This is a genomic window from Agrobacterium sp. LAD9 (genome assembly GCF_003031125.1).
Lineage (GTDB): Bacteria > Pseudomonadota > Alphaproteobacteria > Rhizobiales > Rhizobiaceae > Agrobacterium > Agrobacterium radiobacter.
Genome location: NZ_PHGS01000025.1, coordinates 382,741 through 401,098, shown reverse-complemented (window position 1 = coordinate 401,098; position 18,358 = coordinate 382,741). Strand labels below are relative to the sequence as shown.

Genomic DNA, 18,358 nt, shown 5'->3' with positions numbered 1-18,358 from the left:
GCTTTTCAGCTCATCCAGTTGCCGCCATCGACATTGTATGTCTGGGCGAGAATATAGTCGCTGTCGGAAGAGGCGAGGAAAACCGCCAGCCCCTTGATGTCGTCGGGCGTGGCAAAACGGCCGATCGGCACGGATTTCGCCACCGCCGCCTTCTTCTCCCCCGGCTTCAGGCCTTCCCATTTGGCAAAATGTGCATCGACCACTTCCCAGTGCTCACCATCCACGACACCGGGCGCGATGGCGTTGACATTGATGCCGTGCTTGACGAGCGCCAGCGCCGCCGATTGCGTGGCGGAAATGATCGCGGCCTTGGAGGCGCAATAAAGCGTGACGAGCGCCTCACCGCGACGGCCGGCCTGGCTCGCCATATTGATGATCTTGCCACCCCGTGCACGGGCAATCATGACATTGGAGACGGCCTTCATCATGAAAAGCGGTCCCTTGAGATTGATGTCGAAAACCCGCTCATAGCTCTCTTCGGTAATACCGTTGATCGGCGCCATATCGAAGATAGCGGCATTGTTGACAAGGATATCGATGCCGCCGAATTCCTCATCCACCACCTTCACCACCGCATCGATCTGACCAAGGTCAGTCACATCCAGCTTTACGGCCCTGGCGGAAGGACCGATGGCGGCGGCAGAGGCTGTTGCGCGGGCGATATCGATGTCAGCGATGATGACCTTTGCGCCTTCATCTGCAAAAGCCTGCGCAAAACCAAGGCCGATACCGCGGGCGGCGCCGGTAATCAGCGCGACCTTGTTGTTCAATCTCATGTCGATCTCCGTGATGCATGGCGGACAACTCGGCCATGCTCGCTTGTTGTTAGATGCAATTTTCTCACCCCCTCATCCCTGTGCTTGTCACAGGAATCCAGTCGACGTGGCTTTCACGCGGCTGAGAGAGTTCTTTCAGCCCAAGGACTTGGGCTGGCTGGATTCCTGTGACAAGCACAGGAATGAGGGCGACGGGTGTGGGGCCACCCATGCCGCCCGCCGCCAAAGAGGCGGACGGGCGGCACGCCGGGAGGACGCGGCTACTTGATGTAGCCCGCGCGGGTCATGTCACGCTCGACCTGTTTCTGTGCGACCTCAAGCGCCGCATCGACGGTCTGCTGGCCGGAAAGGGCTGCCGCGATCTGCTGGCCGACAACCGTGCCGATGGACTGGAATTCCGGTATGGCGACGAACTGCACGCCGGTATAGGGAACCGGATCCTTGGTCGGTTTCGACGGATCGGCCGACATGATGGCCTTCAGCACCGTATCCGCAAAGGGCGCCGCCTTCTTGTATTCCGGCAGCTCATAGGTGGATTTGCGCGTGCCTGGCGGCACGGCCACCCAGCCTTCGCTTTCACCGACCGTCTTCACATAGGACTTCGAGGTCGCCCATTTGACGAAGGACTTGGCGGTTTCGAGCTTCTTCGTGCTGTTCGGAATTGCAAGGTTCCACGACCAGGACCAGCTCGACCCGTTCGGCGTCGCCTCCACCGGAGCCCGCGTGAAAGCGGTCTTGTCGGCGACCTGGCTCTGTTTGGGATCATAGACCCGGCCTGCTGCCGAGGTGGCGTCGATCCACATGGCGCAGCGGCCGGATGAAAACAGCGTCTGATTCTCGTTAAAGCCGTTGGCTGCCGCACCGGGCGGGCCGTAAGAGGTCATCAGCGCGACGTAATCCGAGATCGCCTTTTTCCACGGCTCGCTCGTCAGCTGCGGCTTCCAGTCCATGTCGAACCAGCGTCCGCCATAGGTGTTGATCATGGTGCCGAGGAAAGCCATGTTCTCGCCCCAGCCCGGCTTGCCGCGCAGGCAAATGCCATATTGCTGTTTCGACTTGTCGGTCAACTTGGCGGCGAAGTCCTTGATCTGATCGTAGCTCGGATTATCAGGCATCTTCAGGCCGGCCGCGTCGAACAGGTCCTTGCGGTAAAGGGTGAACGAGCTTTCGGTATAAAACGGCACGGCGTAAAGCTTGCCGTCCACCGTCAGGCCCTTTTTGATCGGGTCGAGCAGATCGGCGTAATCGTAATCGTTGCCGAGATCATCGACAGGCGCCAGCCAGCCCTGCTTGCCCCAGATCGGCGCTTCATAACCGCCGATGGTCATGATGTCGAACTGGCCGCCATTGGTGGCGATATCGGTGGTGACACGCTCGCGCAGGACATTCTCTTCCAGCACGATCCAGTTGATCTTGTTGCCCGTTTCCTTCTCCCAGGCGCTGGAAAGCTTCTGCATAATGATCATGTCGCCATTGTTGACGGTGGCGATGTTGATTTCTTCCGCCTGCGCAAGACCGGCGAAAAGGCCGATGCCGACCACGGACGATGACAGAATTCCCATAAATTTGTTCATGATACCCGCTCCTCCTTTACGGATGTCCACGCATAACAATACATGCGTAAACTTTTTATCCTTCAAAATTCACTCCTTTGTCAACATACGAAAATAAAACCAATCACGGCCACGTCGCCGAAAATACCATAAATGATTGTTTTACCGCGAATAACATCTTCAAAAATTATTTCATCGAGCAGCCAACCCGCTGCGATGCAGCAAAATTTTTATCATCACATATATTGACGCGCGTAAATTTTTGAATGATATCCGAAAGCAAGAGTCCGCGAAATGGCGGGATTTTCCTCGCCCGAAAGGCCGGGACCGAATGCATGAGGAGTAGACGATGAGGCAGACATCCGCACTGGCGCCGCACACGAAAGGTCCGACCATCACGACAGGTGAAATCCTCGTGGAAATCATGGCGACGACGGTGGGCGACGGGTTTCTCGAACCGCAATCGCTGATCGGCCCCTTCCCGAGCGGCGCACCGGCCATCTTCACCGATCAGGTGGCGCGTTGCGGCGGAAGCGCCGGCATCATTGCCGCAGTTGGTGACGATGATTTCGGCCGTCTCAATGTCGAAAGGCTTCGCCGCGACGGCGTTGATGTCTCGGCCATCGCCACAATAGCCGACCGGCCGACGGGCAGCGCCTTCGTGCGTTACCGGGAAAATGGCGCACGGGACTTCGTTTTCAACATAGCCCATTCGGCGGCGCGCGAAACGCATATGACGGATGAAGCGCACGCCCTCATTGAAAAAGCCGGGCATGTGCATGTCATGGGATCGGCCTTCGCGATTGCCGGTATTGGCGAGATCATTCTGGAAGCGATCAAAAGCGTCAAGGCGCGCGGCGGCTCGGTGTCCTTCGATCCGAACATCCGCAAGGAACTGGCGCAGGACGATGCCGGCCGCAGGCTGATCGATGATCTCCTTGGCGTCACCGATCTTCTGCTGCCTTCCGGCGAAGAGCTTCAGGCCGCCTCAGGTCTGGATGACGAGGACGCAGCGATCGAAAAGCTGCTCGCGTCCGGGATCGGCGAGATCGTGCTGAAACGCGGTGCGGATGGCGCAAGCCATTTCAGCCGCACCCATGGACGTATCGACGCCCCCGGCCTGAGGGTTCGCGAAGTCGACCCGACCGGTGCCGGCGACTGTTTCGGCGCAACCTATCTCACCTGCCGCCGCCTCGGCATGCATCCACAAAAGGCGCTCGCCTACGCCAATGCCGCCGGCGCGCACAATGTCACCCGCCGCGGCCCGATGGAGGGCGCCGTCAGCCTTTCCGAACTCGACACCTTTCTGGCCGCGCAACTGTCGGAGGAAATCCTGTGACCGGCATACTCGAAAATCTCGCCGCCGCGCGCCGCTCCGGCAGGCCCGCTGGCATCACCTCAGTCTGCTCCGCCCATCCCGTGGTTTTGCGCGCCGCAATTCGCCGCGCCGCCGCCGGCAAAACACCGGTGCTGATCGAGGCCACCTGCAACCAGGTCAATCACCTCGGCGGTTATACCGGCATGACACCGCGGGACTTCGTCACCTTCGTCAACAGCATTGCCGAGGAAGAAGGATTGCCCCGCGAACTGGTGATCTTTGGCGGCGATCATCTCGGCCCCAATCCCTGGCGCAGGGAAAAGGCCGAAGATGCGCTGACAAAAGCCGCCGCGATGGTCGAGGCCTATGTGGCGGCGGGTTTTCGCAAGATCCATCTTGATGCATCGATGGGCTGCGACGGTGAGCCGGCAGCGCTGGACGACGTCACGATTGCCAACCGGGCCGCTAAACTCGCGGCCGTCGCCGAAAAGGCCGCCATCGAGTCCGGCTTGCCAAAACCGCTTTATATTCTCGGTACCGAAGTGCCGGTGCCGGGCGGCGCCGATCATGTGCTAGACACGGTTGCACCAACGGAGCCGCAGGCAGCGCGCCAGACAATCGAGCTTCACCGCGAAATCTTCGCACGGCATGGTCTTTCCGATGCGTTCGAACGGGTCATCGCCTTCGTCGTGCAGCCCGGCGTGGAATTCGGCAGCGACAATGTCGTCGCTTATGATCCGCAGGCAGCCATTGCCTTGAGCGCCGTACTGGATGCCGAACCGCAACTGGTTTTCGAGGCCCATTCCACCGATTACCAGACACAGGCCGCGCTCACGACACTGGTATGCGATGGATATCCCATCCTGAAAGTGGGTCCCGGCCTGACCTTCGCCTATCGCGAGGCGCTTTACGCTCTCGACATGATCGCATCCGAGATGGTGAGCGACTATGGCGATCGTCCCCTGGCGCGGACCATGGAGGAGCTGATGCTCTCCTCGCCCGGTGACTGGCGCGGACATTATCATGGCGATGACATCACGCTCCGATTGCAGCGCCACTACAGCTACAGCGACCGTATCCGCTATTACTGGACGCGGCCGGAGGCGCTTGCGGCCGTTTCCGCCTTGCACAAGGCACTGGATGGGAAGACAATTCCCGAGACCCTGCTGCGGCAGTATCTCGGCGAGCTACCGCTCGCGACGGTTGCAGGCAAGGATATGGAGGAGGTTCTGGTCGCGGCGGTGGATCAGGTACTGGCGACCTACCACGCAGCAACGGGCGAAGGTCGCCACTGAGACAATCATTAAATTCGGATGCCCCGGCGGGTGTCTTTCTGGGAGGGGACTATCATGGCAACACGAAACACGAGCGGTCTGGCGCGGGTGATGCTAGCGCCGTCGGTCCTGCTTTTGCTGGTATGGATGATCGTGCCTTTGGCGATGACTTTGTGGTTCTCGTTCCAGAACTACAATCTCCTCAACCCCGCCAATGTCAGCTTCGCCGGCCTGTTCAATTACCAGTATTTCTACACCGACCCGGCTTTCTTCCAGTCGATCTGGAATACGCTGCTGATCGTCGGCGGCGTGCTGCTTATCACGGTGGTTGGCGGCATCGCCATTGCGCTGCTGCTCGACAATGACATCTTCGGTCAGGGCATCGTGCGCATCATGATCATCTCGCCGTTCTTCGTCATGCCGCCTGTCGCAGCACTGGTGTGGAAGAACATGATCATGCATCCCGGTTACGGGGTGCTCGCCGATCTGTCGCGCTTCTTCGGCCTGCAGCCGGTCGACTGGTTCGCGCAGTTTCCGCTGCTTTCCATCGTCATCATCGTCGCCTGGCAATGGTTGCCCTTTGCAACGCTGATCCTCTTGACCGCCCTGCAATCGCTCGACGGAGAACAGAAGGAAGCGGCCGAGATGGATGGCGCCAACTTCATCAACCGCTTCGTCTACCTGACGCTGCCGCATCTGGCCCGCGCCATCACGGTCGTCATTTTGATCCAGACGATCTTCCTGCTCGGCGTTTATGCGGAAATCCTCGTCACCACCAATGGCGGCCCGGGTTATGCCTCGACCAACCTTGCCTTCCTCATCTATCGCACGGCGCTATTGGGTTACGACGTCGGCGGCGCATCGGCCGGTGGCATCATCGCCGTCGTGCTCGCCAATATCGTCGCCATCTTCCTGATGCGCGCCGTCGGCAAGAACCTCGACCGTTAAGGAGAAGCGATCATGGCCCGCAAGACAACCACACGCGCAAAGATCGGCTTTTCCATCGCGGCATGGGCCGTGGCGCTTCTGCTGTTCTTCCCGATCCTTTACGCCTTCCTCACCTCGCTCAAGACCGAGCCGGAGGCGATATCAGGCTTCAGCCTCATTCCGTCAGGCACGCTCGAAAACTACATCACCGTGCAGACCCAGCGTGATTACTTCAAGCCGTTCATGAACTCGGTGGTGCTGTCGCTCGGCTCGACGATCATCGCACTCATCATCGCCATTCCCGCCGCCTGGGCCATGGCGTTCTCGCCGACCAAGCGCACCAAGGACATTTTGATGTGGATGCTTTCCACCAAGATGATGCCGGCGGTTGCCGTGCTGGTGCCGATCTACCTGATCTTCCGCAATGCCGGCCTGCTCGATACCCGCATCGGCCTCACTGTCATGCTCACCTTCATCAACCTGCCGATCGTGGTGTGGATGCTTTACACCTACTTCCGCGAAATCCCCGGCGAGATTCTTGAGGCAGCCCGCATGGATGGCGCATCGCTGTGGAACGAGATCGTGCATGTGCTGACCCCGATGGCGGTTCCGGGCATTGCCTCGACGCTGCTTTTGAACGTCATCCTTGCCTGGAACGAATCCTTCTGGACGATCCGGCTGACGACCACCAATGCAGCACCGCTGACGGCCTTCATCGCCTCCTTCTCCTCGCCGCAGGGGCTGTTCTGGGCAAAACTTTCGGCCGCCTCGATGATGGCGATCGCCCCCATTCTCGTCATCGGCTGGTTCTCGCAGAAACAACTCGTGCGTGGCCTCACCTTCGGCGCCGTGAAATAAGGAACGACAATAATGGGCAGCATTTCCCTTCAGAACGTGTCCAAGCTCTTCGGCGAGGCAAAAGTCATCCCGTCGATCGATCTCGACATCCATGACGGCGAGTTCGTCGTCTTCGTCGGCCCATCCGGCTGCGGCAAGTCCACGCTGTTGCGCCTGATCGCCGGGCTGGAAGATGTCTCCGGCGGAAAGATCGTCATCGACGGCAAGGACGCCACCGAAAAGGCCCCGGCCGAACGCGGCCTTGCCATGGTGTTCCAGTCCTATGCGCTTTATCCGCATATGAGTGTCAGGAACAACATCGCCTTCCCGCTGAAGATGGCCAAGCTCGACAAGGCGGTGATCGACAGGAAGGTCGACGATGCCGCCCGCATCCTCAACCTTACCGATTATCTCGAACGCCGGCCCTCGCAACTGTCCGGCGGTCAGCGCCAGCGTGTCGCCATCGGCCGCGCCATCGTGCGCGAACCGAAGGCGTTCCTGTTCGACGAACCGCTCTCCAACCTCGATGCGGCGTTGCGCGGCACCATGCGGCTGGAAATCTCCGAGCTGCACAACACGCTGAAGACGACGATGATCTACGTCACCCACGACCAGGTGGAAGCGATGACCATGGCCGACAAGATCGTGGTGCTCAACCGCGGCAATATCGAGCAGGTCGGCTCGCCGATGGAGCTCTACAAGACACCGCGCAACCTCTTCGTCGCCGGTTTCATCGGTTCGCCGCGCATGAACCTGGTGACCGGCGATTACGCCCGGCAAAAGGGAGCGACTACCGCCGGCGTGCGGCCAGAGCATCTGGTGCTGTCGAAAGAAAGTGGGTTGTGGCAGGGCAAGGTGACCGTCGCCGAACATCTCGGCTCCGATACCTTCCTCCACCTCGACGTCCAGGGCATCGGCCCGATCACTGCAAGGACCGATGGTGAGTTCGAATGCAGGCATGGCGATACCGTGTTTATCACCCCCGATGATACCAAAATCCACAGGTTCGATGAAAAGGGCATCGCAATATGAGGCCTTAAGTTCAGGCCTCACCGATCCTGACACCGTCTCTGTCAAAGACATGAAGCCGTTCCTGCGGGAAACCGACCCGCAGGGACTTGCCCGGCTGCAACAGCGCCCGATCAGACGAAAACAGCTTGAAGGGCAATCCATGCACGGTCAGGTGCAGGATGATGCCGAGACCCGTCGGCTCGACGAGATCGACGGTCGCCTCGACAGCGCCATCCGCAGGCGAGACGGTGACATGTTCCGGCCGGATACCGAGTGTGACCGGCTCACCATCGGCAAGCTTCACATCGCGGCCGAGTTCAAGGCGCGTACCATCGCCGAGCACGACGAAACTGCCGCCATTCTCCCGTCCGATCCGTCCTTCCAGAAAATTCATGCCCGGCGAACCGATGAAACCGGCGACGAACAGATTGGCGGGGCGATCGTAAAGATCGAGCGGCGCACCGATCTGCTGCACATGGCCGGCATTCATCGCGACGATACGCGACGCGAGCGTCATCGCCTCGATCTGGTCATGGGTAACGTAAACCGAGGTGGCACCGAGATCGGCATGCATGCGCTTGATTTCGGCCCGCATCTGTTCACGAAGCCGCGCATCGAGGTTGGAGAGTGGCTCATCGAACAGAAAGGCCTTGGGCTGGCGCACGATGGCGCGGCCCATGGCGACGCGCTGGCGCTGGCCGCCGGAAAGTGCCTTCGGACGGCGCGCCAGATATGGATCGAGACCGAGTTTCGCCGAAGCACCGGCCACGGCGGCCGCAATGGTTTCCTTCGTGCTGCGGCGCAGGCGCAGGCTGTAGCTCATATTGTCGGCGACGCTCATATGCGGATAAAGCGCATAGGACTGGAACACCATGGCGATATCCCGGTCTTTCGGCCTGCGATCATTGACGCGCTCGCCGTCGATGGACAGGTCGCCGGACGAGATTTCTTCGAGACCGGCGATCATGCGCAGCAGCGTCGATTTTCCGCAGCCGGAGGGGCCGACGAGGACGATGAATTCGCCATCGTCAATCTTCAGATCGACGCCGTGCAGCACGGCGAGATCGCCATAGGTCTTGCTGACATTCTTCAGCTCGATGGAAGCCATGGGATTATCCTTTCACCGCGCCGGCCGTCAGGCCCTGCACGAGATAACGTTGAATGAGCAGGAAGAAGAGGCAGGCCGGAATGAGCGCAAGAACGCCCGCCGCCATCATCTGCCCGAAATCGACGGAAAATTTTGAAACGAAAGTCAAAAGCCCGACCGGGAACGTGGCGCTCTGGTTGCCCGAAATCAGCATCAGCGCAAACAGCAGCTCGCTCCACGCGGCGGTGAAGACAAAGCCCAGAGTGGCGGCAATACCCGGCAATGTCAGCGGCAGGATGATCTGACGGAAGGCCGTAAACCGGCTCGCCCCGTCGATCATTGCCGCCTCTTCCAGATCCTTCGGAATGCCGTCGAAGAAGGACTGCATCAGGAAGGTCGCAAAGGGCACATTGAAGGCGGCGTAGACGATCACGAGACCGGTCAGGCTGTTGGTGAGGCCGAGCGGCGACAGCATCTTGAAGATCGGCGCGACCAGCATGACCAGCGGAAACATCTGGGTGATCAGCATCAGGGCGACGATCCAGTATTTGCCCTTGAAACGGAAGCGTGACAGCGCGTAACCCGAGAGCGAAGAGAGTATCGTCACGGCAATTGCCGTGGAGCCCGCGACGATGACGCTGTTCTTAAAAAACGTCGGGAAGGCACTGTTTTCTATGACATATCGATAATGATCCAGCGTCGCGTGCGACGGCCACATTCGCACGCCTTCGCTATAAAGCAGGTCATTCGGCGTCACCGAAACCTTTAGCAGCCAGAACAGCGGGAACAGCGCAAAGGCGATGTATGCGAGGATCGCCAGACGATGGGCAAGGGTGAGAAATATCCTTGATGTCATCGGTCAGTCCTTCTCGATCAGGCGCTGGCGCAAGAGCACGATCAGCATGGAATAGGCCAGGAGCAGCACCAGAAGTACCAACGCGATAGCCGAGGCATAGCCGAAATCGAGACGCCGGAAGGCCTGGGTGAAGATATGGCTGGCGACGATCTGGGTGCGGTCTGCCGGTCCGCCATTGGTCATGACGATGATGAGATCGGCAAAATTGGCGATCCAGACGGTGCGCAGCAAAACGGTGATGGCGATGGTGGGCGCGAGAAACGGCAGCGTGATGGAGGTGAAACGTTGCAGCGGGTTTGCCCCGTCGATTTCCGCCGCCTCGTAAAGATCGCGCGGGATGGCCTGAAGTGCGGCAAGCAATGTGATGGCAAAGAAGGGAATGCCCCACCAGACATTGGCGATGATCGGCCCCCACATGGCGAGATGCGGATCGGCGAGAATATTGTTGGGTGCGGAGAGAAGCCCGAGCGAGACCATCCAGTGCGGCAGCGGCCCAATGACGGGGTTGAACAGCCATGCCCAGTTGAGACCGGCGAGGAACGTTGGCACCGCCCATGGCAGAAACACCAGCGCCTGCGCCAGCCCCCTGCCCGCGAAAGGCTTGTCCAGCAGCAGCGCTAGAATGAGGCCGAAGAAGAATTGCAGAAACACCGAAGCACCGGTCCACCACAGCGTATTTTTCAGCGCCCGGTAGAAGGCCGCATCCTGCGACAGCGCCTCCAGATGTTTCAGGCCGACGAAACCGCCGGAAAACGGATTGAGCAGCTGCACATCACGAAACGCATAGGAAAGGCCGAGTACCAGCGGCACCAGCATGACGGCGACGATGAGCACGAGCACCGGGGCGCTGTAAAGCCAGGGTTCGGCCCAGTCGGCAAACCTTCGCATCGCTGGTTTGCCAGCTGGTTTGCGCGCGGCCACCGGCCCGGCGCCATGGGCATAGGACATTGTATCGCTCCCTGATCGGACGACGGAACGGACATGTTTCCAGCCTCGCGCCGGCCGATCCGAAAATTTCAAGAATAGGCCCGCCGCAGCGAAGGCCCGGCAAGACCGCCGCACGGGCATCAACGCCCGCGCGGCCGACCCGTATCGTTACTTGGAGGCCAGGAACTTCTGCTGCGCCTTGGTCATGTAATCAGCCCATTGCTTGGCGAGGTCTTCCGGCGTGATATCGCCGAGCAGCGCTTCCTGCGATGTCTTGATGACAAGCGAATCCTTGAAGAAGGCGAATTCCTCAAGATAGGTCGGCATCGTCGTCGGTACGGCGTTCTTGTCCGCCAGCTCATCGAACCAGCCTTTGAACTGCTCGCTGGCATAGAAGGGGTCCTTCTCCGCCGACTTGTGCACCGGCAGCGCACCGGTCTTCTTGTTCCACTCGATATTGCCTTCCGGCCCTTCGAGAGTCTCGACCAGTTTCCACGAGAGGTCCTTGTTGGCGGAGGCAGACATGATCGACCAGCCGGCAAAACCGATGGTCGGGAAGGTCTTGCCATCAGGTCCCTTCGGCATGGTCATGACACCGAAATCTTCCGGCTTCATGCGCTGGGCAATGGCGATAAGGGCGTCCGGATCCTGATCGAGGAAGGCGCAGGTACCGGAATAAAAGCCCGCGACGATCTCGTTGAAGCCCCAGTTGACGCTGTCTTTCGGCGCCAACCCGTTCTTGTAGAGATCGATCACATAGGTCAGGCCCTTCACCCAGCCAGGGCTGTCAAAGGTGGAGGTGCCGTCCTTGGTGAAGAACTCGTTCGATCCCGCCATGGACGCGCCGAACATGACCCAGCCGTTAAGTCCGCCCGGCCCGCCACGCAGGCAATAACCGTATTTGCCGGGAAGTGCTGCGACCTTCTTGGAGGCATCGGCGAATTCGTCGAGCGTCTTCGGCGGCTCCTTCACACCGGCCTGTTCCAGCAGTTTCTTGTTGTAGAACATGGCCCGGAGATAAAAGCCGTAAGGCAGCATATAGGCCGTGTTCTTCACATCGCGGCCGAGTTCCAGCGTGCGCTCGCTCAGACCCTTGGTGTGTTCCCACTTGGCAAGATAGGGCTCAAGGCTCTCGAGCATGCCGTTATTGGCATAAAGCGAAAGCCAGGTGTCGGGCATTTCCATCACATCAGGCACATCGCCGGCCGAGACCATGGTTGCGAATTTCTGGAAGGCCTCGCTCCAGGGCAGAGAGATGATCTCCACCTTGGTGCCGGGATTGGCGCTTTCGAACTTCGAAACGATGCCCTTCAGCGTTTCCGTTCGCTCGGGACTTGTAATGACTTCGACCAGTTTCAAGGTCGTATCCGCCAGCGCCGTTCCGGTCATCAAGGCGGTGAAGATTGCTGCTGCTACCAGTTTTTTCATGTCGTTCTCCCCTTTTTTGTCGTCAGGTTTAAAATGCGTCAGGCGGCCGTGGCCGCCTTGATCGCGGGTTCGAGATCGTTCCAGAGCGCTTCCGTGCCCTCCAGTCCGACATGCAGGCGCACCGAACGCGCGCTGATGCCGAACGTGTGGGCGGAGTTCGGCTGCGCCTTCTGTTCGAGCACCACTTCGCCGGGGACGATCAGGCTTTCATGCCCGCCCCAGGAAACACCCAGTTTGAAAAGCTTGAGGCGGTCGGCAAAAGCGCGCACATCCACCCCTTCCTTGAAAATGAAGGAAAACAGGCCGGACGTGCCGTTGAGGCCGGGCGGCAAGCGGTTCGCCAGTCCCGGATGGCAGACCTTTTCCACCACATCGAGCGCCTGCAGGCGGGTTGCGATATCCAGCGCCGAGGCCTGATGCGCCTTCATGCGCAGCGGCAGGGTACGAAGCCCGCGAATGAGCAGCCACGCATCGAAAGGCGACATCTTGCCGCCAAGATAAGGATAGGTTTCTGCCCGGATGCGGTCGATCATCGCCTTGGAACCGGCAACCACGCCGGAGACCACATCGCTGTGCCCGCCGAGATATTTTGACGCCGAATGCACGACAAGATCGACACCGAGCGAGATCGGCTGCTGGAAGACAGGGCTTGCCCAGGAATTATCGATGACGGTGACGGCGCCATGGCGCTTGCCAATCGCGGCGAGCGCACCGACATCATGGGCCTCCATCACCCAACTGGTCGGGCTTTCCATGTAGAACAGCTTCGCGCCCGGCATAGCCTTTTCAACCGCCGCCTCGTCGCGGCCGTCGACATAGACCACCTCGATATTCATGCGCTGCATAAAGGTGCCAAACAGGCGGAACGCATCGGGATAGACATGGCGCACCGCGACGATGCGGTCGCCCGGCGAAACGAAGGAGAGAACGGTGGACGAAATGGCGGACATGCCGCTGGCGAAACCGAGTGCGTCTTCCGCGCCTTCGAGCTTTGCCAGCATTTCCTCAAACATCCTGACGGTCGGGTTCAGCCCGCGCGTATAGACCGGCCGCACCTTTTCGCCGCGATATGTGGAAACCATTTCGTCGTAGCTGGAAAAGGTGAAAAGCGAAGTCTGCACAAGGGGCGGCACCACGGCTTCGAAAGCGTGGGTCTCGTCATGGGCGACGATCAGGGAGGCGGGATCGAAGAGATCGTTGCCTTGGTTCATTTCGACATGTCCTTGATATCCTCCTCGACGACGGCGAGGATTTTCAGTGTTTCTTCACGGGCGGTCTCCGCATCGCCGGCGGCGATGGCGTTGAACAGCGTGCGGTGAAAGGGAAAAGAGCGACCTGCAAAATCCGGGCGGTCGAACGGCTTCGACCAGAAGCGTTCGAAGCCTTCGCGCATCTGCTCCAGAAGCTGCTTGAAAAGCGTGTTGTGGGTGGCGTCATAAATCGAAAGATGGAAGGCAAGGTCGGCCTTGCCGGAGGTTCCTTCGGCCAGATGCACCCGCTCCATCTCATCGAGCCGCGCTTCCATCGTCGCTATATCCTCGGCCGTCCGGCGGCGCGCGGCGGCCATGGAGGCCTCAACCTCAATGCCGCGACGCACTTCCAGCGTCATCAACAGCGCGTCGCGCAAGCTTTCGGCATCGATGGAAATCGGCATATGCACGGTGGCAGCGGAAATCGGCTTCAGCAGATAATTGCCGCTGCCCTTGCGGCTGTCGATGACACCCAGCGCCTGAAACTTGCGGATGACTTCGCGGATAGTGGATCGGCCTACGCCCAGCGCCGCCATCAGTTCCCGCTCCGCCGGCAGCCGGTCTCCCGCCTTCAGCCCTGCCCGCTCCACATAGTCGGAAAGAGCGGCCTCGACCTGGCGCACGCGGTCGCTCGGCGGAATCGGCTGCATGAGTTCCCGGCTGGATCTGTCCAAGACGCACCCTCTAAATTGGTCTGACATCTTACCATTTCAAAGGGTGGATGGATTGTCAACCGGCAAGGACGGATGCTGGTGGAGCCACTCCTTCACGATGTCCTGTTGTGCCTCCGAAATGGCACAAAATACCTGAAACGATTCAGGTCGCCGTGCGTGATTACGTGGGTTGACGTTGCGGTAAAAAAGTACCGCGCAACCGCCCGATACGGGAAAAGATCGAGACCGAAAGTGACTGGAGTTAAGAGCTTAGCGCACCGAATCTCGGCGACTGACGTCCGCCGGCTAAGCCACCGTCGCGCGGGCTACCCCACTCGCCAATGCATCGGCATACTCATTGCCGACAGTGCCGGAATGCCCTTTGCACCATTCCACGACCACATGGGGATGCCGCTCCAGCAGATTGTCGAGCTGCTGCCAGATTTCCCTGTCGGGGATCGGTCTTCGGCGGGTGCGCTGGTTAGGCGTGATCCGCTTCCAGCCGTTGGTGCGCCAGATGGCCCTATATCGGCGGCAGCCTTCAATGACATGAACAGCGTCCGTCCAGAGCGTGACTGCCCGTGTTGGCGCCTCGGCGGCGATCCAGGACATTGCGTTCAGGACGGCGAGGACCTCGAACGTATTGTTCGATGCGCCAACCGTCTTGCCCGAGGCGGAATGGACTTGATGGCCTGCTTCATGAACGACGAACGCCCATCCTCCGGATCGGGAGGCATTATCGAAGGAGCCGTCGGTGAAGATGTGAAGCGCATCAGCCATGAAGATGGTGTGTAGCACCGATATGGAAATCGCCAAACGAGCCGTTCCAGGGCCATTGCGAAGGGATTGTCGCTCTGATGCTGTCCCGCCTTCTCGCTCAACAGCAGACGACATGTTTGCGCCAGCAAGTGGGTGTGACAACAGTGCATTCATCAACTATCGAATACATTCCCAACGGTCAGTAATCTACGGAGATGGAAATGCCTCTCGTGACTATTCAGCGTGTTTTGGAGCCAGCGGAAGAGGATCGAAAGGCCATCCTCGAGCCTCTTCTTGCTTACAATCTCTCAAAAGCGGGAGATGAAAATTACAAGCCGCTGGCGCTCTTGCTCCGCGATAACGAAAATGAAGTTCGCGGCGGCTTGTGGGCGAAGCTCTATTACGACTGGCTTTTCATCGAGCTGCTGTTCGTTCCGGAAGCCATGCGTGGCGAAAATCTCGGATCAAGGTTACTTCGAGATGCGGAAGACTGGGCAAAAGGTGAAGGTTGCAAAGGGACCTGGCTCGATACCTTCGCATTTCAGGCTCCCGAATTTTACAAGAAGCAAGGCTACGAGGTCTTTGGCACCATTGAGAACTATCCCGGGCCGCACAGCCGGTTTTTCCTGCGCAAGGTTTTTTGATGACGCAGCGAAATCTCGACGGCTTCTGCGCCTGCGGTCGAACTGCATAAATATCTGCACGGGCAAACCACAAAAAGCAGAGAGGGCGGCGCATGCCACCCTCCCCAGCTCATAGCGAAACTGCCCGTTTTACTGGCTGAGAACGGCCGCCGTAATCGTCTCGATATTGTGGTTGATCATGTCGATATAGGTGGCAGCCGGGCCGTCGGCGGTCGAAAGCGCGTCGGAATAAAGCGTGCCGCCAACCTTGAGGCCGGTTTCGCTGGCGATCTGGTCGATCAGCCGCTTGTCGGTGATGTTTTCTACGAAGATTGCCGAAGCCTTGTCGTGCTTCACCTGATCCACCAGCTTGGCGACATCGGCAGCGGAGGCTTCAGATTCCGTCGATACGCCCTCCGGCGCGAGGAAGTTCAGGCCATAGGCATGTTCGAAATAACCGAAGGCGTCATGCGAGGTGATGATGACACGCTTTTCCGGCGGGATGGCGGCGATCTCGGTCTTCACCTTCTCGTTCAGAGCGGCAAGCTTGGCGATATAGGCATCCGAATTGGCGGTGTACGTGGCGCAACCGGCCTTGTCGACCTCGCAAAATGCGCCGGCAATGTTCTTCACGTAGATTTCGGCGTTCTTGATCGACTGCCAGGCATGCGGGTCGAACTCGCCGTGATGGTGATGTCCCTCATGGCCGTGATCGTGATCATGGGCCTCGGCCGCCTCGTGCTTGTGGCCGGCTTCTTCTGCCTTGTGATCGTGACCTTCCTCTTCTTCCGCTTCCGGATGGGCGTGACCGGCCGGCTCTTCGGAAAGCTTGAGCGGCTCCACGCCCTTGGTCAGTTCCACCACCGGCGCCTTTGTGCCGCTTGTGTCGATCAGCCGCTTCAGGAAGCCTTCGAATTCCAGACCATTGACCAGTACCACATCCGCCTTGCTGACGGCGACGGCATCGGCCGGGCGCGGCTCATAGACATGGGCATCGCCATCCGGCCCGACCAGCGTGGTGATTTCGACACGGTCACCGCCAACGTTTTTGGCGAAATCGGCAATGATCGAGAAGCTCGCCACGACCTTGAGTTCGGCGGCGGACGCCTGCGCCATCAGAACCGGGGAGAGGGAAAGAAGGCTGACGCCCGTTGCTAGACGGAGGGTTTTGAACATGAAGGTTCTCCTTTTTTCGAACGCTGTTTTCAGGCCGCTCTGTGACGGCCGGAACCGAGAAGATCGCTGAGCACGCCGCGCGTGCCGACGAGGATGGAGAGCGCATAGATGACGCCCGCGGAAAGGATGATCGCCGGGCCTGAAGGCAGCGACGCGTGATAGGACAAGAGCAGGCCCGCAAAGCAGGAAACCATGCCGATGCCGATGGAGATGAAGCACATGGGCGCGACGCGGTTGGACCAGAAGCGGCTGGCGGCGGCGGGCAGCATCATCAGGCCGACCGACAGCAGCGTTCCCAGCGCCTGGAAGCCGCCGACCAGATTGAGCACGACGATGGCGAGGAAGAGGAAATGCACCGGGCTGCCCCAGTTGCTGACCGAACGCAGGAACAGGGGATCGAGGCATTCCGCCAGCAGCGCCCGCCAGAAGGTGATCATCACCAGAAGCGTCACGATGCAGATGCCGCCGATCAGGCCGAGCGCCTCATTGTTCAGCGCCAGCACCGTGCCGAACAGCACATGCATGAGATCGACGCTCGAACCGCGCCACGATACAAGCAGCACGCCGAGCGCCAGTGAAATGAGATAGAAGGCGGCAAGCGAGGCGTCTTCCTTCTGGATAGTGAAGCGCGACACAGCGCCCGCGCCCAGCGCGACCAGTAGGCCTACGGCCAGCCCGCCGATGGTCATGGGCAGGATTTCCAGCCCGTAGAACAGAAACCCGACCGCCGCCCCCGGCAGGATGGCGTGGGACATGGCGTCGCCCGTCAGGCTCATGCGGCGCAGCATCAGAAACACCCCGACCGGGCCACAGCTGATGGCAAGGATCAAGGCACCGGCAAGCGCGCGCTGCATGAAGACATACTGGACGAAGGGTTGGATGAAGATATCAGCCATGGGCATTCAAATTCGCGTGTGAGTGGGCATGGGAATGGACGGATGCCGTTTGCGGACTTGCCCCGACTATTTGGGCCAAAGGCTCGTCGGCGGGCTCACACCAGGGTGCATTTTCCTCCCATGCCTCGTGGAAATGCCGCGCCTGCCGGATGTTCTCCGCCTTGAGGACATCAGCTGTCGTGCCCAGACCGACGAGCTTCCGGGCAAGGAACAGGGTCTGGGGAAAGTGCTGCCGCACCAATTGATGGTCATGAAGGACGGCCAGAACCGTGCGCCCCTCCGCCACCCATGATTTGATCAGCACCATAAGGTCGGCAACGGTGCGCTCGTCGACGGCGTTGAAGGGCTCGTCGAGCAGGATCAGCTGCGCATCCTGCAGCATGGCGCGGGCAAACAAAGCGCGCTGCATCTGGCCGCCGGACAACGAGTCGATATTGCGCCTCTCAAAACCGGAAAGCCCGACCGCTTCCATGACGCGGCCCATCGCCGCCCGGTCTGCGGGACGGTGGCGGCCGAGCAGGCCACGTTTCGGCCAGAGACCAAGTGCCACCAGATCCCGCACCTGCGCCGGAAAGGAGCGGTCGAGCTCCGATTGCTGTGGCAGATAGGCGACGGAAATACCTGAACTCACCCGGCATTCGCCGCCGAGCGGCTTCAGAATGCCGGCAATGCCTTTCATCAGCGTCGATTTTCCAGAACCATTGGCGCCGACCACCGCAGTGAGCGAGCCTTTGGCGATATCGCCATTCAGATGATGCACCGCCGCGCGGCCGGCATATCCAAGTGTCAGGTTTTTGAAGGCAAGGCACGGATCGTTCATCGATCCCTCCGGGGCAGGATGTCATTCGATGACCCCTAATATGTAATGTTATTACATTCGTCAAACGAATACGTAATGAAATAACATTAACTCTTGGAAAGATGACGTTGCGCTCTGCGCAAGCCACAGACCACCTCGCGTTGCGGGAGGTTTTTTTCTGTCGCCCGTTGACACGCAGTCGATATGT

The 18,358-nt window shown here is 59.7% G+C and carries 18 protein-coding genes; 6 read left to right on the top strand and 12 right to left on the bottom strand.

Features of this window, described 5'->3' with window-relative positions; all coding sequences use genetic code 11:
- Positions 1 to 5 precede the first annotated feature (5 nt).
- Both DA915_RS23295 and DA915_RS23285 read right to left on the bottom strand, forming a co-directional pair.
- Entirely contained in the window at positions 6 to 776 is a 771-nt protein-coding gene (locus tag DA915_RS23295; protein WP_107677442.1) for a galactitol 2-dehydrogenase, read from the bottom strand.
- A gap of 260 nt (positions 777 to 1,036) precedes the next feature.
- Positions 1,037 to 2,350: a sugar ABC transporter substrate-binding protein gene (locus DA915_RS23285; RefSeq protein WP_107677441.1), complete on the bottom strand. Its 1,314-nt coding sequence runs from the start codon at positions 2,348 to 2,350 to the stop codon at positions 1,037 to 1,039.
- A 328-nt stretch (positions 2,351 to 2,678) separates the two neighbouring features.
- Between DA915_RS23285 and DA915_RS23275 the strand changes: the two genes are divergently transcribed.
- The 5 genes from DA915_RS23275 to DA915_RS23255 are packed head-to-tail and all read left to right on the top strand — an operon-like array spanning position 2,679 to position 7,717.
- On the top strand, positions 2,679 to 3,668 hold the full coding sequence (locus DA915_RS23275; RefSeq protein WP_107677440.1) for a sugar kinase: 990 nt from the start codon (positions 2,679 to 2,681) through the stop codon (positions 3,666 to 3,668).
- Positions 3,665 to 4,942, top strand: a complete 1,278-nt coding sequence (locus tag DA915_RS23270; protein WP_107677439.1) for a D-tagatose-bisphosphate aldolase, class II, non-catalytic subunit — start codon at positions 3,665 to 3,667, stop codon at positions 4,940 to 4,942. The genes DA915_RS23275 and DA915_RS23270 overlap by 4 nt, the downstream gene beginning before the upstream one ends.
- A 54-nt stretch (positions 4,943 to 4,996) precedes the next feature.
- Complete coding sequence (locus DA915_RS23265) at positions 4,997 to 5,869, top strand: carbohydrate ABC transporter permease (RefSeq protein WP_107676923.1); 873 nt, start codon at positions 4,997 to 4,999, stop codon at positions 5,867 to 5,869.
- Between the two features lie 12 nt (positions 5,870 to 5,881).
- On the top strand, positions 5,882 to 6,706 hold the full coding sequence (locus DA915_RS23260; RefSeq protein WP_107676922.1) for a carbohydrate ABC transporter permease: 825 nt from the start codon (positions 5,882 to 5,884) through the stop codon (positions 6,704 to 6,706).
- 12 nt (positions 6,707 to 6,718) lie between these two features.
- The gene (locus DA915_RS23255; protein ID WP_107677438.1) at positions 6,719 to 7,717 is read left to right on the top strand and encodes an ABC transporter ATP-binding protein; all 999 of its coding nucleotides are present in this window, start codon (positions 6,719 to 6,721) and stop codon (positions 7,715 to 7,717) included.
- 10 nt (positions 7,718 to 7,727) lie between these two features.
- Here DA915_RS23255 and DA915_RS23250 read toward each other — a convergent pair whose 3' ends face one another.
- From DA915_RS23250 to DA915_RS23220, 7 genes are all read right to left on the bottom strand, one after another.
- Entirely contained in the window at positions 7,728 to 8,804 is a 1,077-nt protein-coding gene (locus tag DA915_RS23250) for an ABC transporter ATP-binding protein (RefSeq protein ID WP_107677437.1), read from the bottom strand.
- Positions 8,805 to 8,808: 4 nt separating this feature from the next.
- Entirely contained in the window at positions 8,809 to 9,639 is an 831-nt protein-coding gene (locus DA915_RS23245) for a carbohydrate ABC transporter permease (protein ID WP_107677436.1), read from the bottom strand.
- Between the two features lie 3 nt (positions 9,640 to 9,642).
- Complete coding sequence (locus DA915_RS23240) at positions 9,643 to 10,587, bottom strand: carbohydrate ABC transporter permease (protein ID WP_107677435.1); 945 nt, start codon at positions 10,585 to 10,587, stop codon at positions 9,643 to 9,645.
- Between the two features lie 147 nt (positions 10,588 to 10,734).
- Positions 10,735 to 11,994 (bottom strand): sugar ABC transporter substrate-binding protein, encoded by a 1,260-nt coding sequence (locus DA915_RS23235; protein WP_107677434.1) that lies wholly within the window; start codon positions 11,992 to 11,994, stop codon positions 10,735 to 10,737.
- A gap of 38 nt (positions 11,995 to 12,032) precedes the next feature.
- Complete coding sequence (locus tag DA915_RS23230; protein ID WP_107677433.1) at positions 12,033 to 13,205, bottom strand: PLP-dependent transferase; 1,173 nt, start codon at positions 13,203 to 13,205, stop codon at positions 12,033 to 12,035.
- Positions 13,202 to 13,894: a FadR/GntR family transcriptional regulator gene (locus tag DA915_RS23225; protein WP_162686919.1), complete on the bottom strand. Its 693-nt coding sequence runs from the start codon at positions 13,892 to 13,894 to the stop codon at positions 13,202 to 13,204. Before DA915_RS23225 ends, DA915_RS23230 begins: the two co-directional genes overlap by 4 nt.
- A 309-nt stretch (positions 13,895 to 14,203) precedes the next feature.
- On the bottom strand, positions 14,204 to 14,677 hold the full coding sequence (locus tag DA915_RS23220) for a ribonuclease H (protein ID WP_107677541.1): 474 nt from the start codon (positions 14,675 to 14,677) through the stop codon (positions 14,204 to 14,206).
- 200 nt (positions 14,678 to 14,877) lie between these two features.
- On the opposite strand from DA915_RS23220, the gene DA915_RS23215 reads away from it, so the two are divergent.
- Entirely contained in the window at positions 14,878 to 15,300 is a 423-nt protein-coding gene (locus DA915_RS23215; protein ID WP_003510404.1) for a GNAT family N-acetyltransferase, read from the top strand.
- Between the two features lie 129 nt (positions 15,301 to 15,429).
- On the opposite strand, the gene aztC is transcribed toward DA915_RS23215, so the two are convergent.
- From aztC to aztA, 3 genes are read right to left on the bottom strand one after another with little or no spacing between them, the layout of a single operon-like run.
- The gene (gene aztC / locus DA915_RS23210) at positions 15,430 to 16,455 is read right to left on the bottom strand and encodes a zinc ABC transporter substrate-binding protein AztC (RefSeq protein ID WP_003510406.1); all 1,026 of its coding nucleotides are present in this window, start codon (positions 16,453 to 16,455) and stop codon (positions 15,430 to 15,432) included.
- Between the two features lie 29 nt (positions 16,456 to 16,484).
- Complete coding sequence (gene aztB, locus DA915_RS23205; protein WP_077998654.1) at positions 16,485 to 17,351, bottom strand: zinc ABC transporter permease AztB; 867 nt, start codon at positions 17,349 to 17,351, stop codon at positions 16,485 to 16,487.
- Complete coding sequence (gene aztA, locus DA915_RS23200) at positions 17,344 to 18,171, bottom strand: zinc ABC transporter ATP-binding protein AztA (protein WP_107677432.1); 828 nt, start codon at positions 18,169 to 18,171, stop codon at positions 17,344 to 17,346. The genes aztB and aztA overlap by 8 nt, the downstream gene beginning before the upstream one ends.
- Positions 18,172 to 18,358 lie beyond the last annotated feature (187 nt).

Excerpts from the sequence above, each read along its gene's own strand:
- DA915_RS23295 (WP_107677442.1), bottom strand. The coding sequence starts at position 776 with ATGAGATTGAACAACAAGGTCGCGCTGATTACCGGCGCCGCCCGCGGT.
- DA915_RS23285 (WP_107677441.1), bottom strand. The coding sequence starts at position 2,350 with ATGAACAAATTTATGGGAATTCTGTCATCGTCCGTGGTCGGCATCGGC.
- DA915_RS23275 (WP_107677440.1), top strand. The coding sequence starts at position 2,679 with ATGAGGCAGACATCCGCACTGGCGCCGCACACGAAAGGTCCGACCATC.
- DA915_RS23265 (WP_107676923.1), top strand. The coding sequence starts at position 4,997 with ATGGCAACACGAAACACGAGCGGTCTGGCGCGGGTGATGCTAGCGCCG.
- DA915_RS23260 (WP_107676922.1), top strand. The coding sequence starts at position 5,882 with ATGGCCCGCAAGACAACCACACGCGCAAAGATCGGCTTTTCCATCGCG.
- DA915_RS23255 (WP_107677438.1), top strand. The coding sequence starts at position 6,719 with ATGGGCAGCATTTCCCTTCAGAACGTGTCCAAGCTCTTCGGCGAGGCA.
- DA915_RS23250 (WP_107677437.1), bottom strand. The coding sequence starts at position 8,804 with ATGGCTTCCATCGAGCTGAAGAATGTCAGCAAGACCTATGGCGATCTC.
- DA915_RS23245 (WP_107677436.1), bottom strand. The coding sequence starts at position 9,639 with ATGACATCAAGGATATTTCTCACCCTTGCCCATCGTCTGGCGATCCTC.
- DA915_RS23240 (WP_107677435.1), bottom strand. The coding sequence starts at position 10,587 with ATGTCCTATGCCCATGGCGCCGGGCCGGTGGCCGCGCGCAAACCAGCT.
- DA915_RS23235 (WP_107677434.1), bottom strand. The coding sequence starts at position 11,994 with ATGAAAAAACTGGTAGCAGCAGCAATCTTCACCGCCTTGATGACCGGA.
- DA915_RS23230 (WP_107677433.1), bottom strand. The coding sequence starts at position 13,205 with ATGAACCAAGGCAACGATCTCTTCGATCCCGCCTCCCTGATCGTCGCC.
- DA915_RS23225 (WP_162686919.1), bottom strand. The coding sequence starts at position 13,894 with ATGCAGCCGATTCCGCCGAGCGACCGCGTGCGCCAGGTCGAGGCCGCT.
- DA915_RS23220 (WP_107677541.1), bottom strand. The coding sequence starts at position 14,677 with ATGGCTGATGCGCTTCACATCTTCACCGACGGCTCCTTCGATAATGCC.
- DA915_RS23215 (WP_003510404.1), top strand. The coding sequence starts at position 14,878 with ATGCCTCTCGTGACTATTCAGCGTGTTTTGGAGCCAGCGGAAGAGGAT.
- aztC (WP_003510406.1), bottom strand. The coding sequence starts at position 16,455 with ATGTTCAAAACCCTCCGTCTAGCAACGGGCGTCAGCCTTCTTTCCCTC.
- aztB (WP_077998654.1), bottom strand. The coding sequence starts at position 17,351 with ATGGCTGATATCTTCATCCAACCCTTCGTCCAGTATGTCTTCATGCAG.
- aztA (WP_107677432.1), bottom strand. The coding sequence starts at position 18,171 with ATGAACGATCCGTGCCTTGCCTTCAAAAACCTGACACTTGGATATGCC.